Source organism: Paenibacillus sp. FSL R5-0912, assembly GCF_000758605.1.
In the GTDB taxonomy this organism is placed as follows: Bacteria; Bacillota; Bacilli; order Paenibacillales; family Paenibacillaceae; genus Paenibacillus_AQ.
The window spans coordinates 2,539,031-2,562,787 of the sequence record NZ_CP009282.1 but is presented as its reverse complement, the minus strand read 5'-3'; the positions used below and the strand labels follow the sequence as shown (position 1 = coordinate 2,562,787).

The 23,757-nt window shown below is 44.9% G+C and carries 20 protein-coding genes and 3 tRNA genes; 1 reads left to right on the top strand and 22 read right to left on the bottom strand.

What is annotated here, in order from left to right; translation table 11 throughout:
- Nucleotides 1-153: 153 nt before the first annotated feature.
- The 17 genes from R50912_RS10725 to nrdR all read right to left on the bottom strand — a co-directional run bounded on the left by R50912_RS10725 (nt 154) and on the right by nrdR (nt 17,612).
- Nucleotides 154-226, bottom strand: a tRNA-Lys gene (locus R50912_RS10725).
- 180 nt (nt 227-406) lie between these two features.
- Complete coding sequence (locus R50912_RS10720; protein WP_042234706.1) at nt 407-1,954, bottom strand: P-loop ATPase, Sll1717 family; 1,548 nt, start codon at nt 1,952-1,954, stop codon at nt 407-409.
- 210 nt (nt 1,955-2,164) lie between these two features.
- A complete protein-coding gene (locus R50912_RS10715; RefSeq protein ID WP_042234705.1) occupies nt 2,165-2,746 on the bottom strand; it encodes an SLATT domain-containing protein in 582 nt (193 codons plus the stop codon).
- Nucleotides 2,724-3,602, bottom strand: a complete 879-nt coding sequence (locus R50912_RS10710; RefSeq protein ID WP_042234704.1) for an SMODS domain-containing nucleotidyltransferase — start codon at nt 3,600-3,602, stop codon at nt 2,724-2,726. Before R50912_RS10710 ends, R50912_RS10715 begins: the two co-directional genes overlap by 23 nt.
- Nucleotides 3,603-3,831: 229 nt before the next feature.
- Nucleotides 3,832-5,607, bottom strand: a complete 1,776-nt coding sequence (locus R50912_RS10705; protein WP_042234703.1) for a recombinase family protein — start codon at nt 5,605-5,607, stop codon at nt 3,832-3,834.
- Between the two features lie 248 nt (nt 5,608-5,855).
- The gene (locus R50912_RS10700; RefSeq protein ID WP_042234702.1) at nt 5,856-6,059 is read right to left on the bottom strand and encodes a hypothetical protein; all 204 of its coding nucleotides are present in this window, start codon (nt 6,057-6,059) and stop codon (nt 5,856-5,858) included.
- Between the two features lie 236 nt (nt 6,060-6,295).
- Nucleotides 6,296-6,697 carry a recombinase family protein gene (locus R50912_RS10695; RefSeq protein ID WP_042234700.1) on the bottom strand — a complete coding sequence of 134 codons (402 nt, stop codon included), beginning with the start codon at nt 6,695-6,697 and terminating at the stop codon, nt 6,296-6,298.
- A 1,053-nt stretch (nt 6,698-7,750) separates the two neighbouring features.
- Entirely contained in the window at nt 7,751-8,350 is a 600-nt protein-coding gene (locus R50912_RS10685; RefSeq protein ID WP_042234697.1) for a recombinase family protein, read from the bottom strand.
- A gap of 594 nt (nt 8,351-8,944) precedes the next feature.
- Nucleotides 8,945-9,742, bottom strand: a complete 798-nt coding sequence (locus R50912_RS10680) for a hypothetical protein (protein WP_042234695.1) — start codon at nt 9,740-9,742, stop codon at nt 8,945-8,947.
- Nucleotides 9,743-10,466: 724 nt separating this feature from the next.
- A complete protein-coding gene (locus R50912_RS10675) occupies nt 10,467-11,411 on the bottom strand; it encodes a DNA adenine methylase (protein WP_042234692.1) in 945 nt (314 codons plus the stop codon).
- A gap of 8 nt (nt 11,412-11,419) precedes the next feature.
- On the bottom strand, nt 11,420-12,118 hold the full coding sequence (locus R50912_RS10670) for a hypothetical protein (RefSeq protein ID WP_042234690.1): 699 nt from the start codon (nt 12,116-12,118) through the stop codon (nt 11,420-11,422).
- A gap of 234 nt (nt 12,119-12,352) precedes the next feature.
- On the bottom strand, nt 12,353-12,889 hold the full coding sequence (locus R50912_RS10665; RefSeq protein ID WP_042234689.1) for a hypothetical protein: 537 nt from the start codon (nt 12,887-12,889) through the stop codon (nt 12,353-12,355).
- A 169-nt stretch (nt 12,890-13,058) separates the two neighbouring features.
- Nucleotides 13,059-13,889 (bottom strand): hypothetical protein, encoded by an 831-nt coding sequence (locus R50912_RS10660; RefSeq protein WP_042234687.1) that lies wholly within the window; start codon nt 13,887-13,889, stop codon nt 13,059-13,061.
- 329 nt (nt 13,890-14,218) lie between these two features.
- Entirely contained in the window at nt 14,219-15,397 is a 1,179-nt protein-coding gene (locus tag R50912_RS33225) for a copper amine oxidase N-terminal domain-containing protein (protein ID WP_052416201.1), read from the bottom strand.
- Between the two features lie 1,152 nt (nt 15,398-16,549).
- Nucleotides 16,550-16,622 (bottom strand) — tRNA-Lys (locus R50912_RS10650).
- Nucleotides 16,623-16,647: 25 nt separating this feature from the next.
- A tRNA-Ala gene (locus tag R50912_RS10645) sits at nt 16,648-16,723 on the bottom strand.
- A gap of 412 nt (nt 16,724-17,135) precedes the next feature.
- Nucleotides 17,136-17,612 (bottom strand): transcriptional regulator NrdR, encoded by a 477-nt coding sequence (gene nrdR, locus R50912_RS10640; protein ID WP_039305242.1) that lies wholly within the window; start codon nt 17,610-17,612, stop codon nt 17,136-17,138.
- 164 nt (nt 17,613-17,776) lie between these two features.
- Between nrdR and R50912_RS10635 the strand changes: the two genes are divergently transcribed.
- Complete coding sequence (locus R50912_RS10635) at nt 17,777-17,995, top strand: alpha/beta-type small acid-soluble spore protein (protein ID WP_039305013.1); 219 nt, start codon at nt 17,777-17,779, stop codon at nt 17,993-17,995.
- Between the two features lie 99 nt (nt 17,996-18,094).
- Here the strand turns inward: R50912_RS10635 and R50912_RS10630 are convergent, their stop codons facing one another.
- The 5 genes from R50912_RS10630 to polA form a co-directional block, all read right to left on the bottom strand.
- Nucleotides 18,095-18,658: a lytic transglycosylase domain-containing protein gene (locus R50912_RS10630; protein ID WP_042242078.1), complete on the bottom strand. Its 564-nt coding sequence runs from the start codon at nt 18,656-18,658 to the stop codon at nt 18,095-18,097.
- Nucleotides 18,658-19,254 (bottom strand): dephospho-CoA kinase, encoded by a 597-nt coding sequence (gene coaE / locus R50912_RS10625; protein WP_042234685.1) that lies wholly within the window; start codon nt 19,252-19,254, stop codon nt 18,658-18,660. Before coaE ends, R50912_RS10630 begins: the two co-directional genes overlap by 1 nt.
- Before the next feature lie 9 nt (nt 19,255-19,263).
- On the bottom strand, nt 19,264-19,989 hold the full coding sequence (locus R50912_RS10620) for a manganese efflux pump (protein ID WP_042234684.1): 726 nt from the start codon (nt 19,987-19,989) through the stop codon (nt 19,264-19,266).
- A 195-nt stretch (nt 19,990-20,184) separates the two neighbouring features.
- Nucleotides 20,185-21,027, bottom strand: a complete 843-nt coding sequence (gene mutM / locus R50912_RS10615; RefSeq protein ID WP_042234682.1) for a DNA-formamidopyrimidine glycosylase — start codon at nt 21,025-21,027, stop codon at nt 20,185-20,187.
- Between the two features lie 51 nt (nt 21,028-21,078).
- Nucleotides 21,079-23,751: a DNA polymerase I gene (gene polA / locus R50912_RS10610; protein WP_042234680.1), complete on the bottom strand. Its 2,673-nt coding sequence runs from the start codon at nt 23,749-23,751 to the stop codon at nt 21,079-21,081.
- Between the last annotated feature and the right edge of the window lie 6 nt (nt 23,752-23,757).

The following is a 23,757-nucleotide window of genomic DNA, read 5'->3' as shown; positions in this document are numbered from 1 at the left end:
ACTGCGTGGAAACTCTCCTAGAGTAAAGGGCTAGTGCAACCCAGCCCTTCTTCATCAAACATGAGTTTAATATATAGACGAATACATACTATTTGATTTCCGTCTACTAATGAAAACAGCAAAAAAACGGCATCTCTGCCGTTTCTTCTGTGATGGACTCTCAGGGGCTCGAACCCTGGACAAATAGATTAAGAGTCTACTGCTCTACCAACTGAGCTAAGAGTCCGTAGTATGGTGGAGAATAGGGGGCTCGAACCCCTGACCTCATCGCTGCCAGCGATGCGCTCTCCCACCGATGGTCATTTACACACCCATAAAAACTTCAGAATCTGGACCTCTAAGAAATTTTCCACTCATAAGTTGTATACACATGATTTTTGAGAAAGCATATAGGAGACAAATTATACTATCTCTCGTGAGATTTCACTGCAAAAAAATTTCTCAATGGTTTATGAATAATCATACTCTCAGTAGGAGCCAAATCTCCGTCTCTCATAAATTTGAATACCATACGCTGTCCACTATTTCCTATAATACCCCATTCAAATAATTTTTCGAGAACATCAATTAACTTGTGCCTATTATAAAATGATCCAATAAAGTCATACATTTCGCTTAATTTCTTCACTCTATCTGATAAATAATTAAATGAAAATGGAACTTCTATGTTGGTTAGTATTTTCTTTATTGCTTTTAGATCATCCGAAGAATAAGCAAGTCTCAATTCTTCTGCAAATTCAGTCCAACTTTTCTCCGAATAATCCTGTAAAGCTTTGTCAAACATTTCTTGTGAGAATATGACTGAATTCCCTACGTAAGTTTGAACCTCTCTCATCATTCTTACGATATCCCTTGGTCTATACCAAGAATAACTAAGTAAGTATTTCCTCACCTCAATGCCATTTATAGTATCAGAAAAATACTTTCCCCAAATATCTCCATGATTTGTAATTCCCTTAAGTTTCTCAGAAGCAATTATCTTACTCTCAATTATTTTTATCAAAGGACTTTCTTGGTAGTTACCACCTTTTTGAAACCAGTTTATAGTGACCCCGAAATCCTCGATTGCTTTATTAATTTCATAACCAGCAGATAAGACACTATTTATCACTTCACCTCGTATTGATGCAATAAAACATATACTGTAGCCCTTTTTCTTAGAAATGCCATTTAACTTCTCTATAGCAATAATTAAATCACGTACCAACTCAACATCTCTTTTGTTTTCTTTACTACTTTTAACAGATAGCTCCAATTCGTCTACTAAAACAAATACTTTGTTGTAATCAAACTCTAGGCTTTCAAATATTCTAATAATAGTTTTTGCAAATTTATAATAATTGACTTTGTTTGTGACTTTGTCGAATCCAATCTCTAACTCTAATTCAGCATCTATTCCTTTTACTAGGGAAGCATTAAATTTAATAAGACTCTTATTGATTTTAGGCACAATTCTACTTTTTTCAACTTGTATTGCTTTTAATAGTTGTTGAAGTACAACAAGTTCTCTGCTGTGTTTAAATACTGAGTACTCACCTGAATTCATTGCATCAAAAATTTTAGTAATAAGAAAAACTTGCCACACAATTACATTATCATTTGATGAGTATGTGTTTATATCTTCTACGGTTTCTTCAATCACATTGGCAGAAGCACTAGCACTATGCAGTGCTTTCTTCTCTTCATTATCAAGATCACTTTTAAATCTGATAGGTATAATTAATTTTTCAGGATCAATAGCCAATTCACACTCTAAATATTTTAGCAGAGCGGTTTTGCCTGTACCTTTATTGCCGCAAATATAATATTTACTTCCATTTAAGAAATCGTCAATTTTATACATATCGTATTTATAAAATGAGTTTTTAAATAAATCTATTCCATACTCTTGATATTCATTGTATGCGTCGATTTTACCAAATTGAATCTCATCTAATGGAAGTCTATTTGTCACAATGACGCTCCTCTCATTAATAAAGTACCCTATGCTAAAGATTTATCTTACCCTATACCCGCAGAAAATTCCAGAATCCTTCCAACTACTAAATACAAGAGCCCCCTACCAATGGCAAGAGCCTCGACCTTACTCAAGCACGCTGCGGCAACGTCAACAATTCCTTTTGTTCAATACGCTTGGCGTCAACCTCGCGTCTGGCTTTCTATATTAATCATTCAAGTTTCTATTTCCCCTACGTATCGCATTTGGCAGCATAACGTCAATTTCATTATCATTGAATGTTTGCTCTTCCTCTGTCTGTAATGCCTTCTGTGCAGCAGCATAACTTTTTGAATCAGTCCTTGGTGATTGAGCATATATCTCAGCTGTTCTATTCTGTAATTCGTCTCTTTTCGCCATTATTACTGCATCATCCAGCAATTCAAAATCCGTTAATAGAGATACGTATTCTTCACGTATTACCCAAAGTGCATCTGCAGCTTTTTGATGACTTTGAGCAGTTTCAACTAAATCGAAATTCTTAGTATAAGCATTCAAAATTAGAAGAATGACAGAAATCAATGCTCCTACAATACTAGCAATTTTCTCGTCAATGATTATTGCAACAATAAACCCGCCTGTAGTTAGGGCCGAGAGAACTATTTGAAACACTTTAATATATTCGTTCTTAGACAGCATTCTCTGAACGATTTTATTGTGACATGTAAAAGTATATACAATCCGACCGTATGCCTCTCTAATTTGAGACTCCAATTTATAACCTTGACTAACTCGGGAACTTCGTTCCATAAACTTTCCTCCACGCTATTTTCGCAGATGAGAATTGGTCCTTACTTTCATACTCAATAGCTTCTAATGAATTAGTATAGGCTGTTGCTGCTTTGCTTTGGAAGTTCTTATCCTTATAAACGTAGCGGTTACTCCCTGGTGCTAACCAATAGGTTTTGTCAGTATCTATATCTTTGAGATATTCGAAAAAATCCCTGCTCATCCAGTCATAATATACGTATGACTTATCTTTATACTCCCAGTCATCAATAAATTTATAAGCTAAGGTATCAATCAGAATGCCACTCATCCCTACATCACAGTGTTTTTTCCAAGCGCGAGCCATGCGGCAGAGCCTTTTTAAATTTTTATTTGTGCTGCTATTTCTTGTGTTCATAGCATCTATTTCTTTTCGCGGGTCAGTTGTCTTCCAACTTCCAGCATCATTTGTGTCAGGATATGTATAACTGCCACCATCATTAATAAATGCAGGAACAATTTCAAAATCAATGTTATCTGCGAAATTAATTCCAACAACCTGCCCATCGCTTTTAATGTAAGAGCTACTATATGTTTTCTGAAGAACTCCTTTGACTTCTTGTAATAATGCAGATTGCCCGTTTCCACTATAGTTATTAAACTTTTGATATGTCGCATACGGTAGCTGTACGATCACATCAATATCACTAGTCCATATTTCCGTTCCTCGACCATAGGAACCTACGTATAAACTGTAGGATGTTTCTGAACTGCTGTCTCTATAATCAAGATTTATACGTTTTGTTATTTGTTTATATCTTTGCTGTATCGTACTTACAGTAGAATCACTCATTCTAAGATTTGAACAAAACTGACTAAAGTTTTCACTTACGGACACATTAACTCCTCCATTTTAGGTTTATTCATTCTATGTCTTCCACTAAAACTGAGATAAGACACTCGTAAAACCTTGTACTTTCTATGTAAGGAAGAAGAAATTTAAAAAACAGTACATTATACCTATAATTATGATAGCCTACTTCCGCTACAAAATCCAGAAATTATTCCCAAATTAGAAAGGCTCCTGCAAACCGCAGGAGCCTCAACTCAATCTAGTTCTATTTTCCTTACTCAAGCACTTTATCCGAATCTAATAAACCACCAACCTCGACACCCAACGTGCCAATGAACTGACTGATTCGCAGTTTAAATTGAACCTTGATGCTATCTCTATGGATCTCGATACCTCCAATGATCGTGCGTAGCATCATTTTCTTTTGCTGGGCTGAAGCCTGATTAAAAACCTTGCGCCAGTTCGGAATGTGCTGCTGCAATGTCTCTAGTTCCTTCCGCTCAATCCGTTTGGTTTCAACCTCCCGTCTGGCTTGCTCGACTTGCCCATCCAGTTCAGCGATTCTTTGTCCTGTCTCCTCAATTAACTCACTCAACAGTTCACTTGTAAACTTGCCTATTCCTTTGAGGGAAAGCTTTACCTCGGCTTTATACGTCTTCATTTCTTCTTGGGCATCATCAAGCTCTTTACTCAATCGTTGAAGCTGTATTACATCTTGACCCGCATTCCGTTTTTTTAGCTCATTCAGTTTCTCGCTCAAATCAACTCGCTCCAATTGATCTAGATACCGCAGTACCTCGTCAAGCACTACGCTTTCCACACGATTCTGAGAATAGGTCGTCTGTCCTTTACAGTGAATCGCTTTTTTCTGCCCTTTACCTGAGCAACGATATTTCATCTGTTTATGCTTTACTTCCGTTCCATCTTTCAGTGTGTATTTTTTTATGTTTGGCGTAGAAGAGAACGTATACCCGCAATGCCCACAACGTGCCAATCCAATTAGAATCATATCACCCTTCGTATTTTTAGCCATGACCTCAACTCCTTGCTTCTTCCTTTGCTCTGGATTGCGTCCTGCTCGAATCGCTTGCACTCGATTCCATTTTTCTTCGGAGATAATAATGAGATCGGGATTAGCCTCACTTGAACGAACTTCCTTTTCCTTTCCTCTTGCATAACTCATGTACCCCATAAAGGTCGGATTCCGTAGAATCGAACTAATCGTATTGGATGCCCACGGCTTACCTTTTTTAGTCGTTATACCTTTTTCATTCAACATCTTCGGGATCAAATACTGCCCGTACCCCTCCAAGGCAACCCAATCAAAGATTTGTCTGACTACAGCAGCAGCCTCTTCGTCAATGACTACTCTGAGTAATTCCTTGCCTTTCTTGTTGAACTTTCCGGAGGGCACAGTCTTATAACCATACGGCACTGTACCTCCTCGATAAATCCCCTGCTCGACCATCTGTTTATGCGATTCATCTACTCGCTTGGACGTTTTGCGACTTTCACCATTCGACTGCCAATTTCGCAAGAAAATCATCATATCTCCCATGTGGTCATCGATTTCATATTCGCCTTCCACTACGGAAACAATCCGCACCCCTGCTTCTGCTAATGCTTGTATATACAGTGGCGTATCATACGTCTGTCTTCCAATCCTATCAAACATATAAACGAGTAGTACATCAAACTCATTATTTTGAGCAGCAATTAAGATTTGTTGCAACACATCACGTTCTGATGATTTTTTCTTAAAACCTGATACTCCAGCTTCCATGTACTCTTTTGAAAGTAACCAATTGGATTGCTTCTTAATATAATTCCCACATGCCTTCTTTTGAGTAGGAATATCTTCACCATTCTCCGACTTAGTTACTTGTTTTTTTGTAGATACCCGATACAATGTCACAACACGAATATCCTTGCTTGCCGTTGCCTTACCCTCAGCAATTTGATTTAATCTCGTACCACTCAAAACATTAGCTTGTGATAGATCGCTCATATTGTGTTCGTTAATAAATGAACTGTTCGTTTTTACAACCATGATGGTTGCCACCTCCGAGATATATTATTTAGTTATTTTTACTTATAATGTAAATTCATTACCATGCTACTGACTTTTGTTCAAGTCTTTCTTTCCATATGAACAAAGGAGAGCCTGTAACGGAGATATGAACAAAGGAGAGCCTGTAACGGAGATTAAGAAGGAGGTTACAGACTGTTCGCAGCAATAATTCAAACTATTAACATGTATTTACTATGTTTTTATTGTAGACAGCGCCAATAAATCAATCAGGAGTCCAAATGCTGCTTCAAATAAGCTTCTTCCAGCAAAGACACTAACGTCTGTTCCGCGCTTGAATTCTCTTTTGAAAAGTGCACTTCTACCTCAAGACCGTACTTAGAGTTGAACCGCTTAAGACCAACGACTACCCCTTCTTCTACAATGACCGAATACTCCGAACCGCCTACTGTTACCGTCTTTGTTGTGAACATAGGACACACTCCCTAGAATGATGCTAGGAGAAGATAACTCCTGCCCCACAATAGAAAGGACTCCAACGCTACCTCATAAAAGAAGACGTAACTGTCTAACTAAAACTTTTAGAATACAACAACAGGGATTTTAAACATAAACTACACATGCTTCATAAGAAACAAGAAAGCGACTAGTATAAGGCACCTAGTCGCCAGTGGATTCCCTTCACAGTATTAAGAAAGTGTAGCAGTGCTTATACTTCGTCGAACCTACTATAAAGTGGCTGCATGAGCAAATCTGACATGCTCGAATTAAGATCCATGATTAACAGCTCCTTCTTTCTCGGTAAAAACTCATCAACGTACAAACCTATAAACTTTACAATATCACGTGATAAAACAGTACCAGTTCTAATCGCAACCGTATCGAATCTATCATCTCTCAGATCACTTAATAACTGTTGTAAAGAAGGATTATCGAGGGTCATACCTGAATACCCATTGTCCAAATAAACCCCAGCCACTTCATACCCCCTGGATTCACAGAACGCTTGCAAACTTCTCCGCTCCTGTTCAACAGATGCATCCGACTCAGACTTCTTATGAGCGTAACGACAATATAGCGCAACCTTATTGACACTACCAGACTTAACCATTATTTTTTACCTCCTCTGTCTAAGCGAGCTCGGATACAAAACCAAAGCCTGCGAGACATATCCATTTTAAGAATATCTCATTACCGCAAATTCAACTGCTTCCTCCGAAAATAAAGAAAACTAAGACCAAAGATAATACCCCAGCATGCTTGCTCCATCACGAACGGTGTTAACCAAACCATCTCGAGTGATTAGATGGAGATCACCACTAACCAAGTTTGGGCGAAGAGCCTCACAAAGATCGGTACATGCCAGTAACGGAGAAAGCTCCATAGCTACAATGACTTGAAACCTCCCAGCCAGCGCATCGCTAACCAGATGCTCATAATCCTCACCCAACCCACAGTAAAGGTGCGTCACCTCACAACCAGTACTCCTTGCAAGATCATAGAGTGCGTTTAATGACTCATGCTGGAAAAGGTTCAAGTGATCTGCATTTGGCAAATAAAGAACAGCTCGCTTTAACAACATAGATTTTCACCCCCAAATGAATACGTATTAGTTAAATCCATTTTGTTTCGCCCTGATGTAACACAGTCTCCGTTGCAACCTCATCATCAACGGGAAGTGTCCATTCATATGGGAACCGTGTATGTTCCCATATGAAATGCCAGCGCATTGAACGGCAGAGATAAGTCACTACCCCTTAACTCGAACTGCTCGTCCAACTCATGACACGCCTGTGCAGTCCTTCCGCGCAATCGCAATCAAGGCATAAAACATGAGAACCCCCTGAGTGCAGGTGTGAGCTACTGTCCTTTGAAATTCCGTTTCTCCATATAAAAAAAGACCCCTGAGATTAAATTACCTTCCCAAGAGTCAATAAAAGTGCGGTTTTCATTTTAACGAGACGAGTAAGGAACCCTTCCAGCAATCGAATGTCCTATTTTTTGAACAATGTCACTAGGCGGTAACAGCCATATAAGCCGTGAAGCCATCGCCTCTTTACGTAACCATGCATATGTTGTAGTCAGTAAATCAGTATTCATGAAAGAACACTTCATTTATGATGGCATTTCGTCTAGTAGTTTCTGGGCCATTTTTGCTGCACAGCTACTTGCCTTCATTTTTAGCCGTTAAACTTTGATTGGCTTCTTCCCTTAGAGTGCGATACAGCACAGATCGTGATACCCCCGTTCGTTTCGAGATCTCTGACACCGAATAAATGTTTGCCGCATACAGTTTCAAGGCATCCTCAATTCTAAATTTTGGAGTTTTGGGGCGTCCGCCAACGCGACCTCTTTGCTTCGCTGCCGCAAGACCTTCCATGACCCTATCCCGAATCATGTCTTTCTCGAATTGAGCTATTGCACTGAGAATGGTCAGAATTAGTTTTCCTGTGGTCGAGGAAAAATCGAGCTTCTCTTTTAAAGAGACAAACACAATATCACGCTTATCCCAATCTTCTAAAATCGAAAGCAAATCCTTCGTAGACCTTGACAGTCGGCTAAGACTCTCTACAACCACAGTGTCAGCAGGACGAAGCACCTGCTGTAGTTTTTTTAGTTGCTCACGCTCCATATGCGCACCTGTCATTTTGTCTACATAGATATCTGCCGCGTCAACGCCAAATTCTATCAGCATATCAATCTGCCTGTCCTCCCTCTGAATCATTTTACTAGTCCTTGTGTAGCCGAATTTTTTTGAAGCCATTGGTTAGCCCACTCCTTCTTTTAAGATAACCAATACAGTTTTGTGTACTTGAAACAAAAAAATAGTCCAAAAACGTGCCGAAATATCTGTAACCCAAGGTAACTTTAGGGACAGGTTCTAAAACTCTTTTGGAACAGGAATCCTTCAATATTCAGCCAGTACCGAATCCTATAGTATATGAGACATATCAGAGCGGAAGTGCCCCGAAACGAGGTCAGCACAGGCAAAAGAAAGTAGCTGTTCAATGCCTATTTCACAATAATATTGCTAACTCTAATTATCCAAGTTTTAAAGAAAAAATATTAGAGTAAAAGCCCCTTTTCATGCCGAAATCGCCTGATTTATTAGAACACGAGCAAGATTAGAACTAACGTCGAAGCCAGTTCTAAGTTTCATTCTAATTTTCGAATACCTCACAGACAGGAAACAGAGCAGATCCCCCACGAAGAGAGACGCAAGCAGATGAGCCGTGAGGGCGAGTAAGCCAGCGTGGATAAAAGACCTACCCCATCCCAGCAGAAGCCAGCAGAGGGCCAAAGAATAGGCTATCCAGCGAAGGCTGGATAGCCTATTCGTGTAGCGCAAACCACAAAGTTAACTCGGTACGATACTCGTTATAGAAAGAACATTCATATGGAGGGGATACAGCTTATGACCCTTCTTCATCTTAAAGACCAAAAGCCTCCCCAAGGTGTCAGAATGCTCTAGTTGGTTTGAAATAACCTTCCTGGCCTCAGCATGTGTCGATACTCGATAATATTCCCTCATTTGATTTGGAAATAAGCTAACCTCAGTCCTTAAAGGCTCTCGATCCTGTCCCCGATACGACACGATAAGTGATTGATTAAATAAAGACTCAGCCAGTTTCATCCCATACCGGAGATAATATATGAATGGAACAACTCCATGCAGGTTTTTCTCCGACAACATAACTTTATCCTTAACGAAAAGCCCATGCTGACCCCTGCCAAGCAATGCTACAGGCAGCACAGCGTTCCGAATGTCTGATATACTCGGCGTTAGCTCCCGCTGAATTGCCTCTTTGGCATGCGGTGAGTGAGCATTTGATATTGCAGCTGCATAGGCACCACTTTGCGTTACCAGACAGTAGGTTTTATTAATCAGTGCCATGCAGATACTGTTTTGGAGATACAGCCCGCTCGCGAGTGTTCTTCCATAAACTCGTATGTCAGAATCCTTGATCGGGATTCCAAAACGGTTTAGCCAAGCTCCGTATTCAACCGCCATGGCATCGCGGTGCGTCATACTAAAACAAGTGAACGTGTCCTGTTCACCGAATGCAAGCTCCCCCTGTAAACACTGCTGAAGATGGGCAGTTAAAGGGGATTTAAAAGAATATAAATAACCGTTGAAATATCTCATGTCGAACATCTGATAATTCATCCTCTCTCTTTCTGATTTTTTCCCCGTGTAGAAATGTATAAAAATATCTTTTCGTCATAATTAAAGTCCATGATTTTACAAAAATATTTACATATTTATAGATTGCTCAGCCACCGCTGAACGGCAGAGTACCCCCTAATAAGGAGCAACGGAGCATGACGGGGAAACATGCCATATGATGCACAAACAGCGGCTGTAGCGAGTTTTACAAACGGTGTTAAGCGATTTACAAATAGGTTTGCTCATTTACAAAGAGATGTGACAAATTGGAGATGGAATGAAGAAAACGGCAAATTAAGTGCGCTTATAACAGAGGATACTGTGCGGTTAGTTTGTTGAATGATCGATTTTGCAAATGGTGTTACCGTTTTTGAATGGAAATATGATGACATTTGCAAATCATGTTAGCCGTTTTGCAAATAATATGAAGAGATTTACAAACGCTAGTCAATACCCCCAGCAAGAGCACACTCAGTCAAAGGATTAAGGCAAAAATGATCAGAATCGCAGTCTGTTCGATTTCATGCATAAATAGCAACAAAAAAAAGCCACACCTAGCATGTGACTCATCAAACTGAGTAGTTGTCTTGAAATTATAGTGGTGTCCGTAGGATTCAATGGCCTTCATAGGCTTTTTTTACATGTCCTTAGGTTTTTCAGAGTGTTACAAGCCACTAAAAGCCTAAGCTCCAGCAGTAAATGCCACCTCTTCTTAATCCATTAAACGATAGTTTTCATCGGCAACCATGTCGATAAGAACCTGAGGAATGTCCACGTTTAGCCAAATGTACTCATCCTGAAACCGACCTTTGGTGCCCGAACTCGAGATAGGAACTCTCCGTAAGAAGAGCTTTTTCCAACCATTCGTCTCTAGCCTAGAGTAAATACTGTTTGCATACCCGCTTAGTCCTATTTTTGCATCGTGGTTTAAGAGCAAGTCAACCAGCTTCTCGTGGTCTTGATTGGAGAAGGAATGCACACCGTAATGCTCTGTACTAAGCATCTCATCAACTGTGTACGGAGGATCAATATACACGAAAGATTTAGACCAGTCCCGAGGTTGAGAAAGCAGGGCAAAGATTGACTGATTGCTGACGTTTACCCCTTCTAGCGTTGAAGAATACAGGTGCAGAGAACGGACTCTTTTCATATATGACGCTTGGCGATTGGCAGATAATATTGTTTTGTCGAAACTGCCTCGTGTCGAGGCAGTTGATTGCGTGTTCACCACAAATGTTACCCCAGCGGCATAAACACGGTCGAAATCAGAGTTATAGAACAGTGAAGAATCCGTCTGCCAAGATTCATGCTCGGAACGTGCAAACAGATAGCGCTCCTCTTCAATACCCCAGCCCTCTAGCATGTCAATAAGACTATAGGTCATCTCTCTATGACCAAGGCAGTAAAACAAAGACGATAGTCCAGGATCAATCTCGTTATATACTCTGCGTACAAAAAGCGATTGTGGCAGGTTAAGTAGCATGCGTGCGCCTCCGCCAGTAGCCTCAATGTATTCAGTGAGCCCTTCTGCTTGGGCTATGTACTCGATTAGAGGAACGATATTTTCAATTAGATTCGCCTTTCCCCCTAGATAATTGATAATACTGCGGGGATGCCCACTCAACGATTTGATGCGTGACTGCTTTCGCCTTTCCATAGTACCCCCTACATATCTGTCCGAAGCAGATAGAAGCGGCGTACCTCAGCTACATCGGCAATAGGTCTTATTGCTTCTTGCAATCTTGACTGGTTGCTTCTCTTTACTAGCCAGCCAGCCTGCTGCCATGAACGGGTGATTTCAACTAACCTCTTGCTGTTTCCACTTTCAAGCTCAAGGATCTCATAGAGAGCTTCTGAGGTTACCCCCACGACTGACTCGCCAAATTTTCGTATGTAGCTCTCCGTATCCAGCACCACTCCAAGGCTTTGTGTGGCACTGTAAAGACCGCTACTTACGGTTGGGAACAAAGAGGGGTTCTCCACGATGTAATCAACCACAAGACGACACAGCTCCTGACCCTCGCCACCATCAGACCGCCCATCGATAAAAGGCATGAGGTCAGGAACAGGACGGTATACCCCTCTTATCTTCAACTGCTTCGCATAAGCGATCACTCTCAATAGCTCCGTACGTTCTATGGCACCAAATACTGAAAGCTCCCTTAATATCCTATCGAAGTCTTCCACCAAATCGATTACTAAATAACAACGACTTGCACCGCCCACAAGTTTAGTTTGCATGAAAAGCCCATACGTCAGCTCGGAAAATTGATAGTGCTTACCGTAAAGAAGTTCTATGTGCCAAAGCTCATCAACCGGATTGATTAATTCAGAACTCTTAGATTCCTGCTTAGGTTCGAGCATATGGAGCTTACCTCTTGCGTTAGTAGTAGTCACAGTCTAAATACCCCTTTATACTAATATTCGCTAATTTCACACAAAAAAAATAGTCCGATAGGATTTAATCTTATCCTACTAGACTATCAGCCTTTAGGCAATGCTTGGAAAATATAGATGCTACAATTTTCAATTAAAGAAGGAGTCACTACATCATGAGAAATGTCTTACAATTTCGATCAACTCTAAGAGCTACAGCAGCTATACCCCATTCTCCTGATCAAAGTTCGTGTAGCTGGCGGTTATTGTGGAGATGATCTTACCGCTGCCGTCTGCTAACTGGACTTTGAATGTTGGGACATAAGGCGCATCCTTTGCAGAATCAGTTAACGCAACCTGCACATGGAATCCCTTGATATAGGCCTCGCCTGAGGTGGCCTCAAGGTCTTTGGCTACGTCCTTTGCTGCGTCCTTTGCTGCCTCTGGAGTGGTTGTGGGCGCTGGGGTTGGCGCTGTGGATGGTGTTGCAGGTACCCCTGACTCCACAGAGCCTGATACAGAAGCGCTGGGTGATGGTGATGCTACTGCTGTGGACTCGGCAGATACCACCGTTCTGGTTACCGTCCCTACAGTCGCTTCAGCGGTGGATGTTGCTGTCGGCTGTACCGATGCTGCTCCAGAGAGAACATCTGTGGTCTCTACTGTACCCTGAATTGTTACAGGCGATGCGAAAGCTGAAGGGATGGAAAGTGATAAAGTTAGCATTAATGCTAACAGTGTGGCTGGGAGCTTTCTCATGAGTTTTGCTTCCTCCTTATTACACATTTAGTTAATATACGTTTATGTTATCAAGTGAAATACAAAGTCTACTTCGGGCATCCTCCTCCAAGCCCATAAAATATAACAACCCTGCTGTAGCACAGCGGGGTTGTGTGAATCGTCTTAGTACGTTGAGGGACTACAGTAATCAAGTGTGGAGCAGCACTGAGAGTGTTGCGGACAAACTTATAACTAGCAAGCTTGTCATTTGCAGTTTAGACTTTCTCCCAAGATACAAGTTTGACTGGTCTTTAAATATGTACGCGCTTATCTCTGTCATTACACATTCGAAAGATAAGGCTATTAACGCCGCAGCCGGGGAAGTCGCTATAGAAAAAGCATAGAAACAAATAAATCCAGCTACCGCTGAAATTGCAGCGGAGCGCACAAAAGGCTTAGCATTCTTGAACCTTATCCGCCTCATGAATATCAAAAAAGCCAATAATGACGGAACCAGAGTCGCCATACCGAATACCGCCATTGCATTGCCGACAGACTCAGTGAAAACAGTCAGTAACTTCGCTGAGATCGCTGCGGGAATAAATATTAATACTAGGCTACTGAACCAACCGATTCGGGATAAACTATTCTTACTTTGATACAAGTATACACCCAAACATACCACGTTTATCAATACAAAAACCCACACAGAATGATCAATGAACAAAGCAGCACTAATATTCGCCGTTCCCAGTATAGCCACCGATACTGTTGCGTTAGTATCTCTGAGAAGCCAGAGAATCCCAAGAGAGTTTAATGTTTCAGTCACAATCAATAAACCAAATCTCCAGTCGGTGACTATCAACGGAATAGAGGTAGTGAGAAACGGCAGACCAAGTACTATGTATAATATGGAATGCAGAGGGTAATAAACAATACTGTCATAAATAGACAAAACATCGCCCGAAGCGTCTTTAAAAATATTAGACTCCAAGCCGTACAGAAACAAACTGATTATAATGAGCGCAAAGCTTAACATATACACGTCCCCTTGCTATTGCCCTTTACTGAGTCAGCACTCAGGAGTTACCCCAAGCTATACTTGCTGAGATTCCGGGGTTAGACTTAAGTCTAACCCCGGAATCTCATAGGACTGCATGAGATACAAAGAAGTTACAGTGTTAAGGTTACTTGTCCTCAATCAAGAGAACTATTAATTGTGCTCGTCAATACAGGAATAAGTGCCATTTTATCATCTCTGTGCAGTGATAAAAGGTTAGATATTATGTTATGACTTAATACAAAAACTCAAGTGACGCGATACAGGAAAGAGATAAGCGTTACTGATTTACTAAATCGAAAAGTCCTTTAGAAGGTTGGGGCGGTGTACTGGTAGGTTCCTGCAGGGGAAGGTACACTTGTGCCTACGTAGTTCAGCCCTCCGTCTATGGAGTACCATGCATTGTTTATCTGGACGTAGCCCGTTGCATGCGTACTGTTCGCCCGTATCTGAGTGTTGAATCCAGCCGCGTCATAGTGCGCTATTAGGGCATTTGCCCAGCTATCGCAATCGTTTAGTCCTTCAACCAAACTCTGGTACGCTGAGCGTATATTTACGTTATTTGAGGGAGCGCTGTTCGCCTGTGTCGCTTTTGACCCTATTGAGAAGATGGTGTAGGCCTCGACTGCTAGGTCTGTGGGTACGCCGTGCTCGCGCATGGACTTGAGAGCTTGAGTTACCTCATGTACCCCCTCGTAATACGAGGTTAACAAGCCGCCTGTGTAAACATCAGTTTGAGCCAAACCCGCTGAAACTCCTCTACTGAACTCAGGGTCACTCATCTGTGTGAAATTAGAGTAGAAGGGATTTGTTTTATAATCTTTAATATTATTGGCTACGATCTCCATTACTTTGTCGTACTCAGCTTGGGTCTTGGACTCGTAAGTGTGGGTGCCGTATTTGACGAAGAGATTGCCAACCTGAGTTCCAGTACCCCCGCTATTACTGACGGCTGGTGCTGAGGGAGTCGTTGGTGCAGCTGGAGTCGTTGGTGCAGAAGGGGCTGACTGTGCAGCGCTTGTTATCGTTGCCACACTTGCCTTCTGATCCCAAGAAACCTTGGCTCCGAGGGCCTCGCTGATGAAGCGCAAAGGGACGAGTGTAGCTCCGTTGAGGACTACTGCTTCCTTTGTGAGGGTTACCTTGTTGTTGTTTACTTTGGCTGACTGGCTGCCTATTGTGAGAACGATTTTAGTTGAACCCTTGATCGCCGTTACTGTCTTGGTGCCTTGGTTCCAGCTTAAGGTTGCCCCTAGCTTACTGAATACCTCCCGCATCGGAACGAGCGTTGCACCCTGCATTACCACAGCGCCCTGACCTTGGAACGCCATTTGCTTTCCGTCTATTATGACTTTTGCGGTTGGTGACTCCGCTGGGCTTGCCGATGCAGTTTTAGTGCTATAGTTTGTTAGAGCTGGAACAGCAGCACCGATACCGAAGGCAAGCGTTGAACAGACTATGAGCTTCGACAATTTAGTAGTCCTCATCTTGAATACCTCAATTCTCCATATGTAATTATTCCCACATTTATCATTTTAACTTTAACATAGAAGAAACCGTATTTTAAAGCTAAATGTAATTAGGATTTAAGCCTCTGGTGCGAGTACAGAGATGTCAGTGGCTTTTACTGGCTTTAAAGGAGCCTATTGGCCTTTAAGCGTCTAGAATGCCAGTGCATAGGCTTTTGAGGAGGGTAAGCCCAGTGACCGACTTGCTGTGAGCCAGCACCACACTGAGGACTGAGGGAGCAGTGAGGGCGAGATGCGGGGGATGAAGGAAATAACGGAGTCGTCCCTGTATGGGAGTCAGTATGTGTATCGGTGGTTTTATTATCTTTGATCTTTCAGGATTAATACGATTTTGGAATCATCTTCTAAGTGATATGTTCCCGTTTCTTTTGCCGCCTTATAACTTTTGTTACATAAATCCTCCAACATGTAACAATAGTCAGTGGAGATATCGGATCACCCATTGCCACAGTGAATTCGGGAGAACCAGTGAAGGCGAACATGGGAGGGGATGAAAAAACGGAGTCCTCCCCTTTAAGGGAGTCACTAAGTGTATCAGTGCTTGTGTAATCATTGTTCTTTCAGAATTAACATTTTCTCGAATCTACCCTCTTTTATACTGTATTTTTCTTTGCTTCCATCTTAACTTTACTCAAAAATAGTCAGCTTGCCTCGTTACTCGGTTCCTCTACCCCGTTACTTAATGAATAACCGGAATACATCTCTCTTTCAAACTGCCCGTAAAATAGAAAATCAGTTATTCCTACCGAAGAAGTAGTAAGCAACAGCGAGTAAGTCATTTAATTAATGATTCCTATCTCGAGTAAAAGCAGACCTAAACTTATAATTTTAAATGGGAACGTACGTTCCTATAATTCGCAAGGTGATTGTTGCTTGTGCCGTTCTAAAATTCCCCATATGAACAATACAAGATTTTTTCACGCAACTCCTCAGAGTCATTGTTACTTTGCAATACTCGAGATTCAACTTGCAGTGGCGTCTTGCGATACCTAAATAATTGAGTGTTAGTTTGCATTATTTACTCACCAACGGTTTGCAGCATCATGCATGTCTTCCTGATACTATAATTGCATAGCAAAAAGACGGCATCTCTGCCGTCTTTTTAGTTAGTGGGCTTTCAGGGATTCGAACCCTGGACAAATAGATTAAGAGTCTACTGCTCTACCAACTGAGCTAAAAGCCCATAATATTCCATTATAACCATAATATGGTGGAGAATAACGGGTTCGAACCGATGACCTCATCGCTGCCAGCGATGCGCTCTCCCAGCTGAGCTAATTCCCCACATTAATTAAGCCTTACCTTCAACCTTCATTCGCTGGGTTGGTGAATGATACATGGTGTACTCCCAGCTGAGCTAATTCCCCACATTAATTAAGCCTTACCTTCAACCTTCATTCGCTGGGTTGGTGAATGATACATGGTGTACTCCCAGCTGAGCTAATTCCCCATACGCTTGATTTCGAATCACATTATGTATTCTGAAATCCATTTTGAGCGGTTTACTCAAGTCGCTTTCAAGTTGTTATGTTTCGTAGGCGACTTCTATATAATACAGAAATTCGGGATCAGTGTCAACACTTTTATAAAATTAATTAATTTCTATACAGAAGCGCTTCTCACAGAGGCCAGCCTCACAATATCAAGGCTAGCCCCTTTATGCCAGGAATGACACATTCCCTCTTCAGTAAGCCTCCTACAGCCCGTCCAGCTCCTCAGTCCCCTTAGAGAGCAGTCCCTTCAGTTCCTTCATAAACATGTTGATGTCCTTGAACTGGCGGTACACGGACGCGAAGCGGACGTAAGCTACCTCGTCTACAGGGTAGAGCTGCTCCATGACCAGCTCGCCGATCTGGCGGCTCTCGATCTCGGCCAGGGCGATGCCGCGCAGGCTTTTCTCAACCTCGGATACGATGACTTCCAGGCGCTCTACAGAAACGGGACGCTTCTCACAGGCGCGGATGAGGCCACGGAGGATTTTGTCACGGCTGAACTCTTCGCGGCTGCCGTCTTTTTTGATGACGATCAGCGGGGTTTCTTCAATCATTTCGAAGGTGGTGAAACGGCGGCTGCACAGTTCGCATTCGCGCCTGCGGCGGATGGACTTATTCTCATTGGCTGGACGGGAGTCAAGCACTTTGGTATTGGTGTGATCACAGTAAGGGCATTTCATAAGCTTCATCACTTCCTCATAGTAAGAATGGGTATGCCCCGCTCCTGAATAACCAGGCTAAACGGGGCTTATGTTAATTTCCAGAAATCACCGTTTATTTGTTGTTATGAATATGGCAAGTCCAGCACATAATACAGTTACCAACCGATAGGAGGTGAACAGCAATGAGCCAAAACAACAGCTCCAATAACCTGGTAGCTCCAAATTCACGCGGTGCCTTGGAACAACTGAAATTCGAAGTTGCCCAAGAACTAGGTATCACCCTCTCCCCAGATGGATACCAAGGCAATAAAACTTCTTACGAAAACGGTTCGATCGGTGGTTACATCACTAAACGTCTTGTAACCCTGGCTGAACAGCAATTGGCAGGTCAATACAAATAACCTGTCTCCATAAGCTTGCCTAAAGAAGTATTGAACGGCCTCCGGGCCGTTTGATGCTTCTTTTTATGTCGGCACAAACGCAATATTTAAAGCAGAGCCTCAGAATTCACTGTAGAGCTCTGTGTATTGGTCATAATAATAGATGACACGCTGTACATAGTGACGGGTCTCTCCGAACGGGATATCCTTCACAGACGCTTCTGTTCCGTCCCACCGGCCTTCATCCAGCCAGCTCTGTACTTTGCCGGGTCCGGCATTATAGGCGGCTATAACCGCTGTCCGGTTGCCGTCAAACTGCCGGGAAAGCGTAGACAAATACCAGGTACCCAGTTCGATATTGGAGGATGGCTCTTCTTTTAGCCGCTCAAGCGACACTTCAGGAAGCTTGGCCTTTTCCAGCGCCCACTTGGCGGTATCCGGCATCAGCTGCATCAGTCCGATTGCACCTTTTTTGGATTCGCGTCCGGTCTTGAAATTGGTCTCAACCCGGATAATTGATGCCACCAGGAACGGGTCCATCTCATAAGTAAGGCTGTGTTTGCGGATCTCATCTTTATAATGTATCGGATAAAACCAAGACATCCAATTGGTGCCCAGGAACAGGATCGCTGTAAAGCCAATAAACAGCAACAGCAGTACTCTTTTTTTGCGCAACCACTTCATCATAAGAGGCCCAGCCTGTCCCACAGGCTGGCAACCTGCCGCTCCGTAGCTCCGGGATCACCGCTATTGTCGATCACGTAGTAGGCTTTCCTGCGCTTTAGTTCGATGTCCATCTGCGATTTCAGCCGGTTCTCGGCTTGTTCCAGCGTCATTCCATTCCGCGCCATGAGCCTGGCCAACTGGACTCTGCGGGGCACATATACCACAATAATATGATCGAATAAATTGTCCAGCTGTGATTCATAGAGCAGCGGAATATCCACAATAACCAGCCGCTGCGGATCTTCCTGATCTAACGCATACATACGGTCCTTAATTTCTGTACGGATCGCCGGATGCGTCAGATGGTTCAAGGTCTGAAGTGCTTCCGGATCCCGGAAAACGATCTCCCCCAGCCTCGGCCGGTCCAATGTTCCGTCCGGCTGCAGAATCGTCTCTCCAAAAGCCTGTACAGCAGCGGCCAGCACCGGATGTCCGGGGAGCATAACCTCTCTGGCGATGACATCGGCATCCACCAGAGCAGCTCCCTTGGCGACAAACAGTGCGGACACGGTGCTTTTTCCGGAAGCAATCCCTCCGGTTAAGCCCATAATCATGTACTCACCTCATAATAGCTTCATTATACCCATTGCAATCAATAATAACGCCGGCAGAACAGCCGCATGCTTCATCCAGTAGCTGCCTGACAATCTTAGTCCTGTCTTCATCCCCAGCAGCAGAAATGTTCCGCTGAACACAGCGATCATCAGCGAGGTCGACACCGGGCTGAACCCGAGCAGCGCAGCGCCGAGACCGGCACCGAAGGCATCCAGCGACAATGCAATGCCCAGGACCATGGCTTCCATGGAGGAGATACTCCCGGAAGCATCCATATCGGCGGAAGACGGGGTGCGGAGGATCTGAATGACTACCCCCAGATGCCGGAGCTCCAGCGAGAATACAGCCGGCTTCAGCGGTCCCGCATCTTCCCTAATCGCAGCGGCAGCCGTCTCCAGCAAGGCCTGCCGGTCTGGCAGCCCGTCTCCGGCTCCCAGCTCTGCTTCCCCCTGCTCCTTCTCTTTCTGTGTCAGCATCTGAAATAGTGACCAGCAACCCATCAAGACGAGAATAACCGCTCCGATACTGGAAGCGGCATGCGGTGAGACCACCTTGGCCAGCAGGACGCCGACCTGCATAGACACACAAATGACTACCCCCGAACAGAGCGAGATAATCATAATTGAGAGCAAAGGAATTTTCATTTTACGCAGTCCATATGTAATGCCTACACCAAATCCGTCCAAACTAAGAGCAAACGCAAGCAGCAGCAGTGACAACAATGGGCTAAGCACCCGCAATCCCTCCCGTGAAGAACCGGAACCTGGCGGCCTTGTCAGCCGGGCTCCGTTCGCCTTAATCAGCAATCTTCACACATTATATGGGCGGGACGGGCAGTGAGTGCCTGCCTTTTGATGAAGCATGGACAACACCGTTTAGAATTCCCTTAGAATTTCCTATAAATCCACTTCATACGCCCGGCTGAATGCTTACCTTGTCTGCACCGGTACTGGCTGGCAGCTCGGACAATAATGCGTGCCCCGGCCGCCGACAACACTTTTCTCAATCAACGTTCCGCAGGTAGCGCAAGGCTGATCCTTGCGTCCGTATATGCGGTGCTGATCCTGGTAATTCCCGCTCTCCCCCTGGCCGTTGACATACGACTTCACTGAGGAGCCTCCCGCATTCACCGCCTCTGTCAAGGTTGCAACGATCGCATGATGCAGCCTGGCCAGATGGTCCTCCGAGAGGGAGTTTGCGGTTTCTTCCGGATGAATGCCGGCACGGTGCAGGGATTCATCCACATAAATATTACCGATACCGACGATATATTCCTGATTCAGCAAGAGCGGCTTAATTTTGGTACTTCTCTTCGAGACAATCTGCTTGAAACGCTCCAGGGTGAAATCCGCATCCAGCGGTTCCTGTCCCAGCTTATTCAGCGGCTTCAGCAGCAGATCCTCACCCGGCTGGAACAGATGCATCGTTCCGAACTGGCGCACATCGGTATAACGCAGCTCCGTACCGTCGGAGAAATGGAAAATCACATGAGTATGCTTGTCCAGCGGCTCGCCCTCCCGGTACACCCCGTAACGGCCTTCCATCCGCAGATGGGAGACCATCACAAGTCCATCGAAGACGAACCGCAGGAACTTGCCTCTGCGCTCAACCGTTACTACGCTATGGCCTGCCAGCATATGGGCAAAAGCCTGAATATCATCCGGGCGCTGAATAATCCGCGGCAGCCGGACGGTGACATGCTCTATCTGCTTGCCTGTAATTAAATCATTAAGTGTTCTTCTGACTGTTTCGACTTCCGGCAGTTCCGGCATAATGGCTCACCTCCACTCCATTATACCGGATATCCAGCAGATGCGGGGAGCCTATTTCGCTTCATACCAGTTACTTCCAAAACTTACCTCTGCCTTCAATGGAACGGACAGCTTCAGCGCTCCGGCCATAACCTCCGGCAGCAACAGCTTCATCTGCTCCAGTTCATCTTCCGGCACCTCGAATACAAGCTCATCGTGTACCTGCAGCAGCATACGGCTCTTCAGCCCGCGCTCGTATAGCGCCTTGTCCATGTGAACCATCGCCAGCTTGATAATATCGGCAGCCGTCCCCTGGATCGGTGTATTCATGGCGGTACGTTCGGCGAAGGAACGCAAGTTGAAGTTCTTCGCGTTAATCTCCGGCAGGTAGCGGCGGCGCTCCAGCAAGGTGGTCACATACCCCTGCTTACGGGCCTCTACGACGATATCATCCATATAGCGGCGGACACCCTTGAACACTTCGAAATATTGCTCAATGAACTGGGCCGCTTCCTTGCGCGGAATGTTCAGGTTCTGTGACAGGCCATAATCGCTGATGCCATACACAATTCCGAAGTTAACCGCTTTGGCTGAACGGCGCATATTGCTGTCCACCATATCGGCAGTAACGCCAAATACGTCCATCGCGGTCTTCGTGTGAATATCCATGTCTTCTACAAAAGCTTCCTTCATCCGCTCATCGCCGGAGATATGTGCCAACACCCGCAGCTCAATCTGCGAGTAATCCGCCGCCAGAATCGACCAGCCGGGTTCGGAAGGCACGAACACCTTACGGATCTTGCGGCCTTCTTCCAGCCGGATCGGAATATTCTGCAGGTTCGGGAACTGGCTGCTGAGCCGTCCCGTAGCGGCAATCGTCTGCCGGTAGAAGGTGTGTACCTTCCTGGTCTCCGGCGAGATTTCCTTCAGCAGGCCTTCCACATAGGTGGATTGCAGCTTGGCAATGGAACGGTATTGCAGGATCAGGCGCACAGCGTCATGGTAAGGAGCCAGCTTCTCCAGCACTTCGGCATCGGTGGAATACCCGGTCTTCGTCTTCTTCACGACAGGCAGGCCGAGCTTCACAAACAGGATTTCCCCCAGCTGCTTCGGTGAATTGAGATTGAATTCGGTTCCGCAGATCGAATAGATTTCTCCAACCAGCCTGGAGATCTGTGCTTCGAATTCTTTGCCGAGCTCTATGAGGTCATCTTTGTTAACCGCAATGCCCTGCTTCTCCATATCGGCAAGAATCCGCGAGAGCGGCATTTCCAGATCCTGAAACAGTCCGGTCATCGCGGTCTCTTCCAGCTCCTCCTGCTGCTTCTGCACGATGCCAAGCACAGTTGCGCTCTTGCGGGCTACGTGGTTTCCGAGAATCTCAAGCTCAGGTATTCTATATTTGGCCCCTTTGCCGAATACATCTTCATCCGGTGATAAGCGGGGCAGACCGTATTTGCTCGTGAGATCATTCAGATTCTGGTTCGCTTCCGTCGGATCGAGCAGATATGCGGCAAGCTGGACATCATTAGCAGCTCCGGCAAAAGCAATCCCCTGCCAATGCAGCGCCAGATCGGCACGGTGCAGGTCATACCCGCTCTTCGGCGCTTTGTCATCGCCGAGCCAGTGCCGCAGCGGCGCCGCTGCGGCACTCTTCAGCAGTGCAAACGGCACGAAGTAGTGCTGCTCCGGCGAAGACAGCCCGAGACCAATGACCTCCGCACGGTGCGGATTCTCACCATTCGACTCCACATGCAGCGCCGAAATGCCCGGCAGCGCAGTAATCAGGTCCGCCAGTCCGGCTTCATCCACAATAGTGATATTAAGCGTTGCCGCTTCCACCGCTGCTGGATCGGAACTGCTGCCATCGGCCGTATGGGAATAGGCGCTCAGCGACAGGCGTTCGAGCAGGGATTTGAATTCGAGCTTAGCGAGTGCAGGGCCAGCCGTATCCGTATTAATACCGCTGAAGACCATATCCTCCCAGGCATGCGCCAGCGGAACTTCGCGGTAGATCGTCGCCAGTTTCTTGCTCATGATGGCGCTGTCAGCATGCTCCTCCAGCTTTTCCTTCATCTTGCCCTTCAGCTCACCGGTTCCGGCCAGTACACCTTCCACCGATCCGAACTGCTGAAGCAGCTTAAGCGCTGTCTTCTCCCCTACTCCCGGCACACCGGGAATATTGTCACTGGCATCGCCCATCAGCCCTTTCAGATCGATGATCTGCTCCGGGGTAAGATCATATTTGTCCCGGATCTGCTGCGGCCCGTACAACTCTACTTCCGTAACGCCCTTACGGACCAGCGCGACGGTTGTATGCTCGGACGCCAGCTGTAGCATGTCCTTATCCCCGGACACAATCATCACCTGCCGCCCTGCGGCATCCGCCTCGCGGGAGATGGTGCCGATAATATCGTCGGCTTCATAGCCGCCGATCTCAAACTGCGGCACCCCTAATCCCTGCAGCAGTTCCTTCAGAAGCGGGAACTGTTCAGACAATTCCGGCGGAGTCTTTTGGCGTCCGCCTTTATAGTCTTCATACCCTTCATGCCGGAAGGTAATCTTACCGGCGTCAAAGGCCACAATCATATGACTCGGCTTATGCTCTTCAATCAAACGCAGAAGCATTGTCGTGAAACCGTACACCGCATTCGTTTGCTGTCCTGCTGTATTCGTCAGCGGCGGCATCGCGAAAAACGCCCGGTAAATGATATTATTTCCATCAATCAGTATCAGCTTGTCCACTATAGC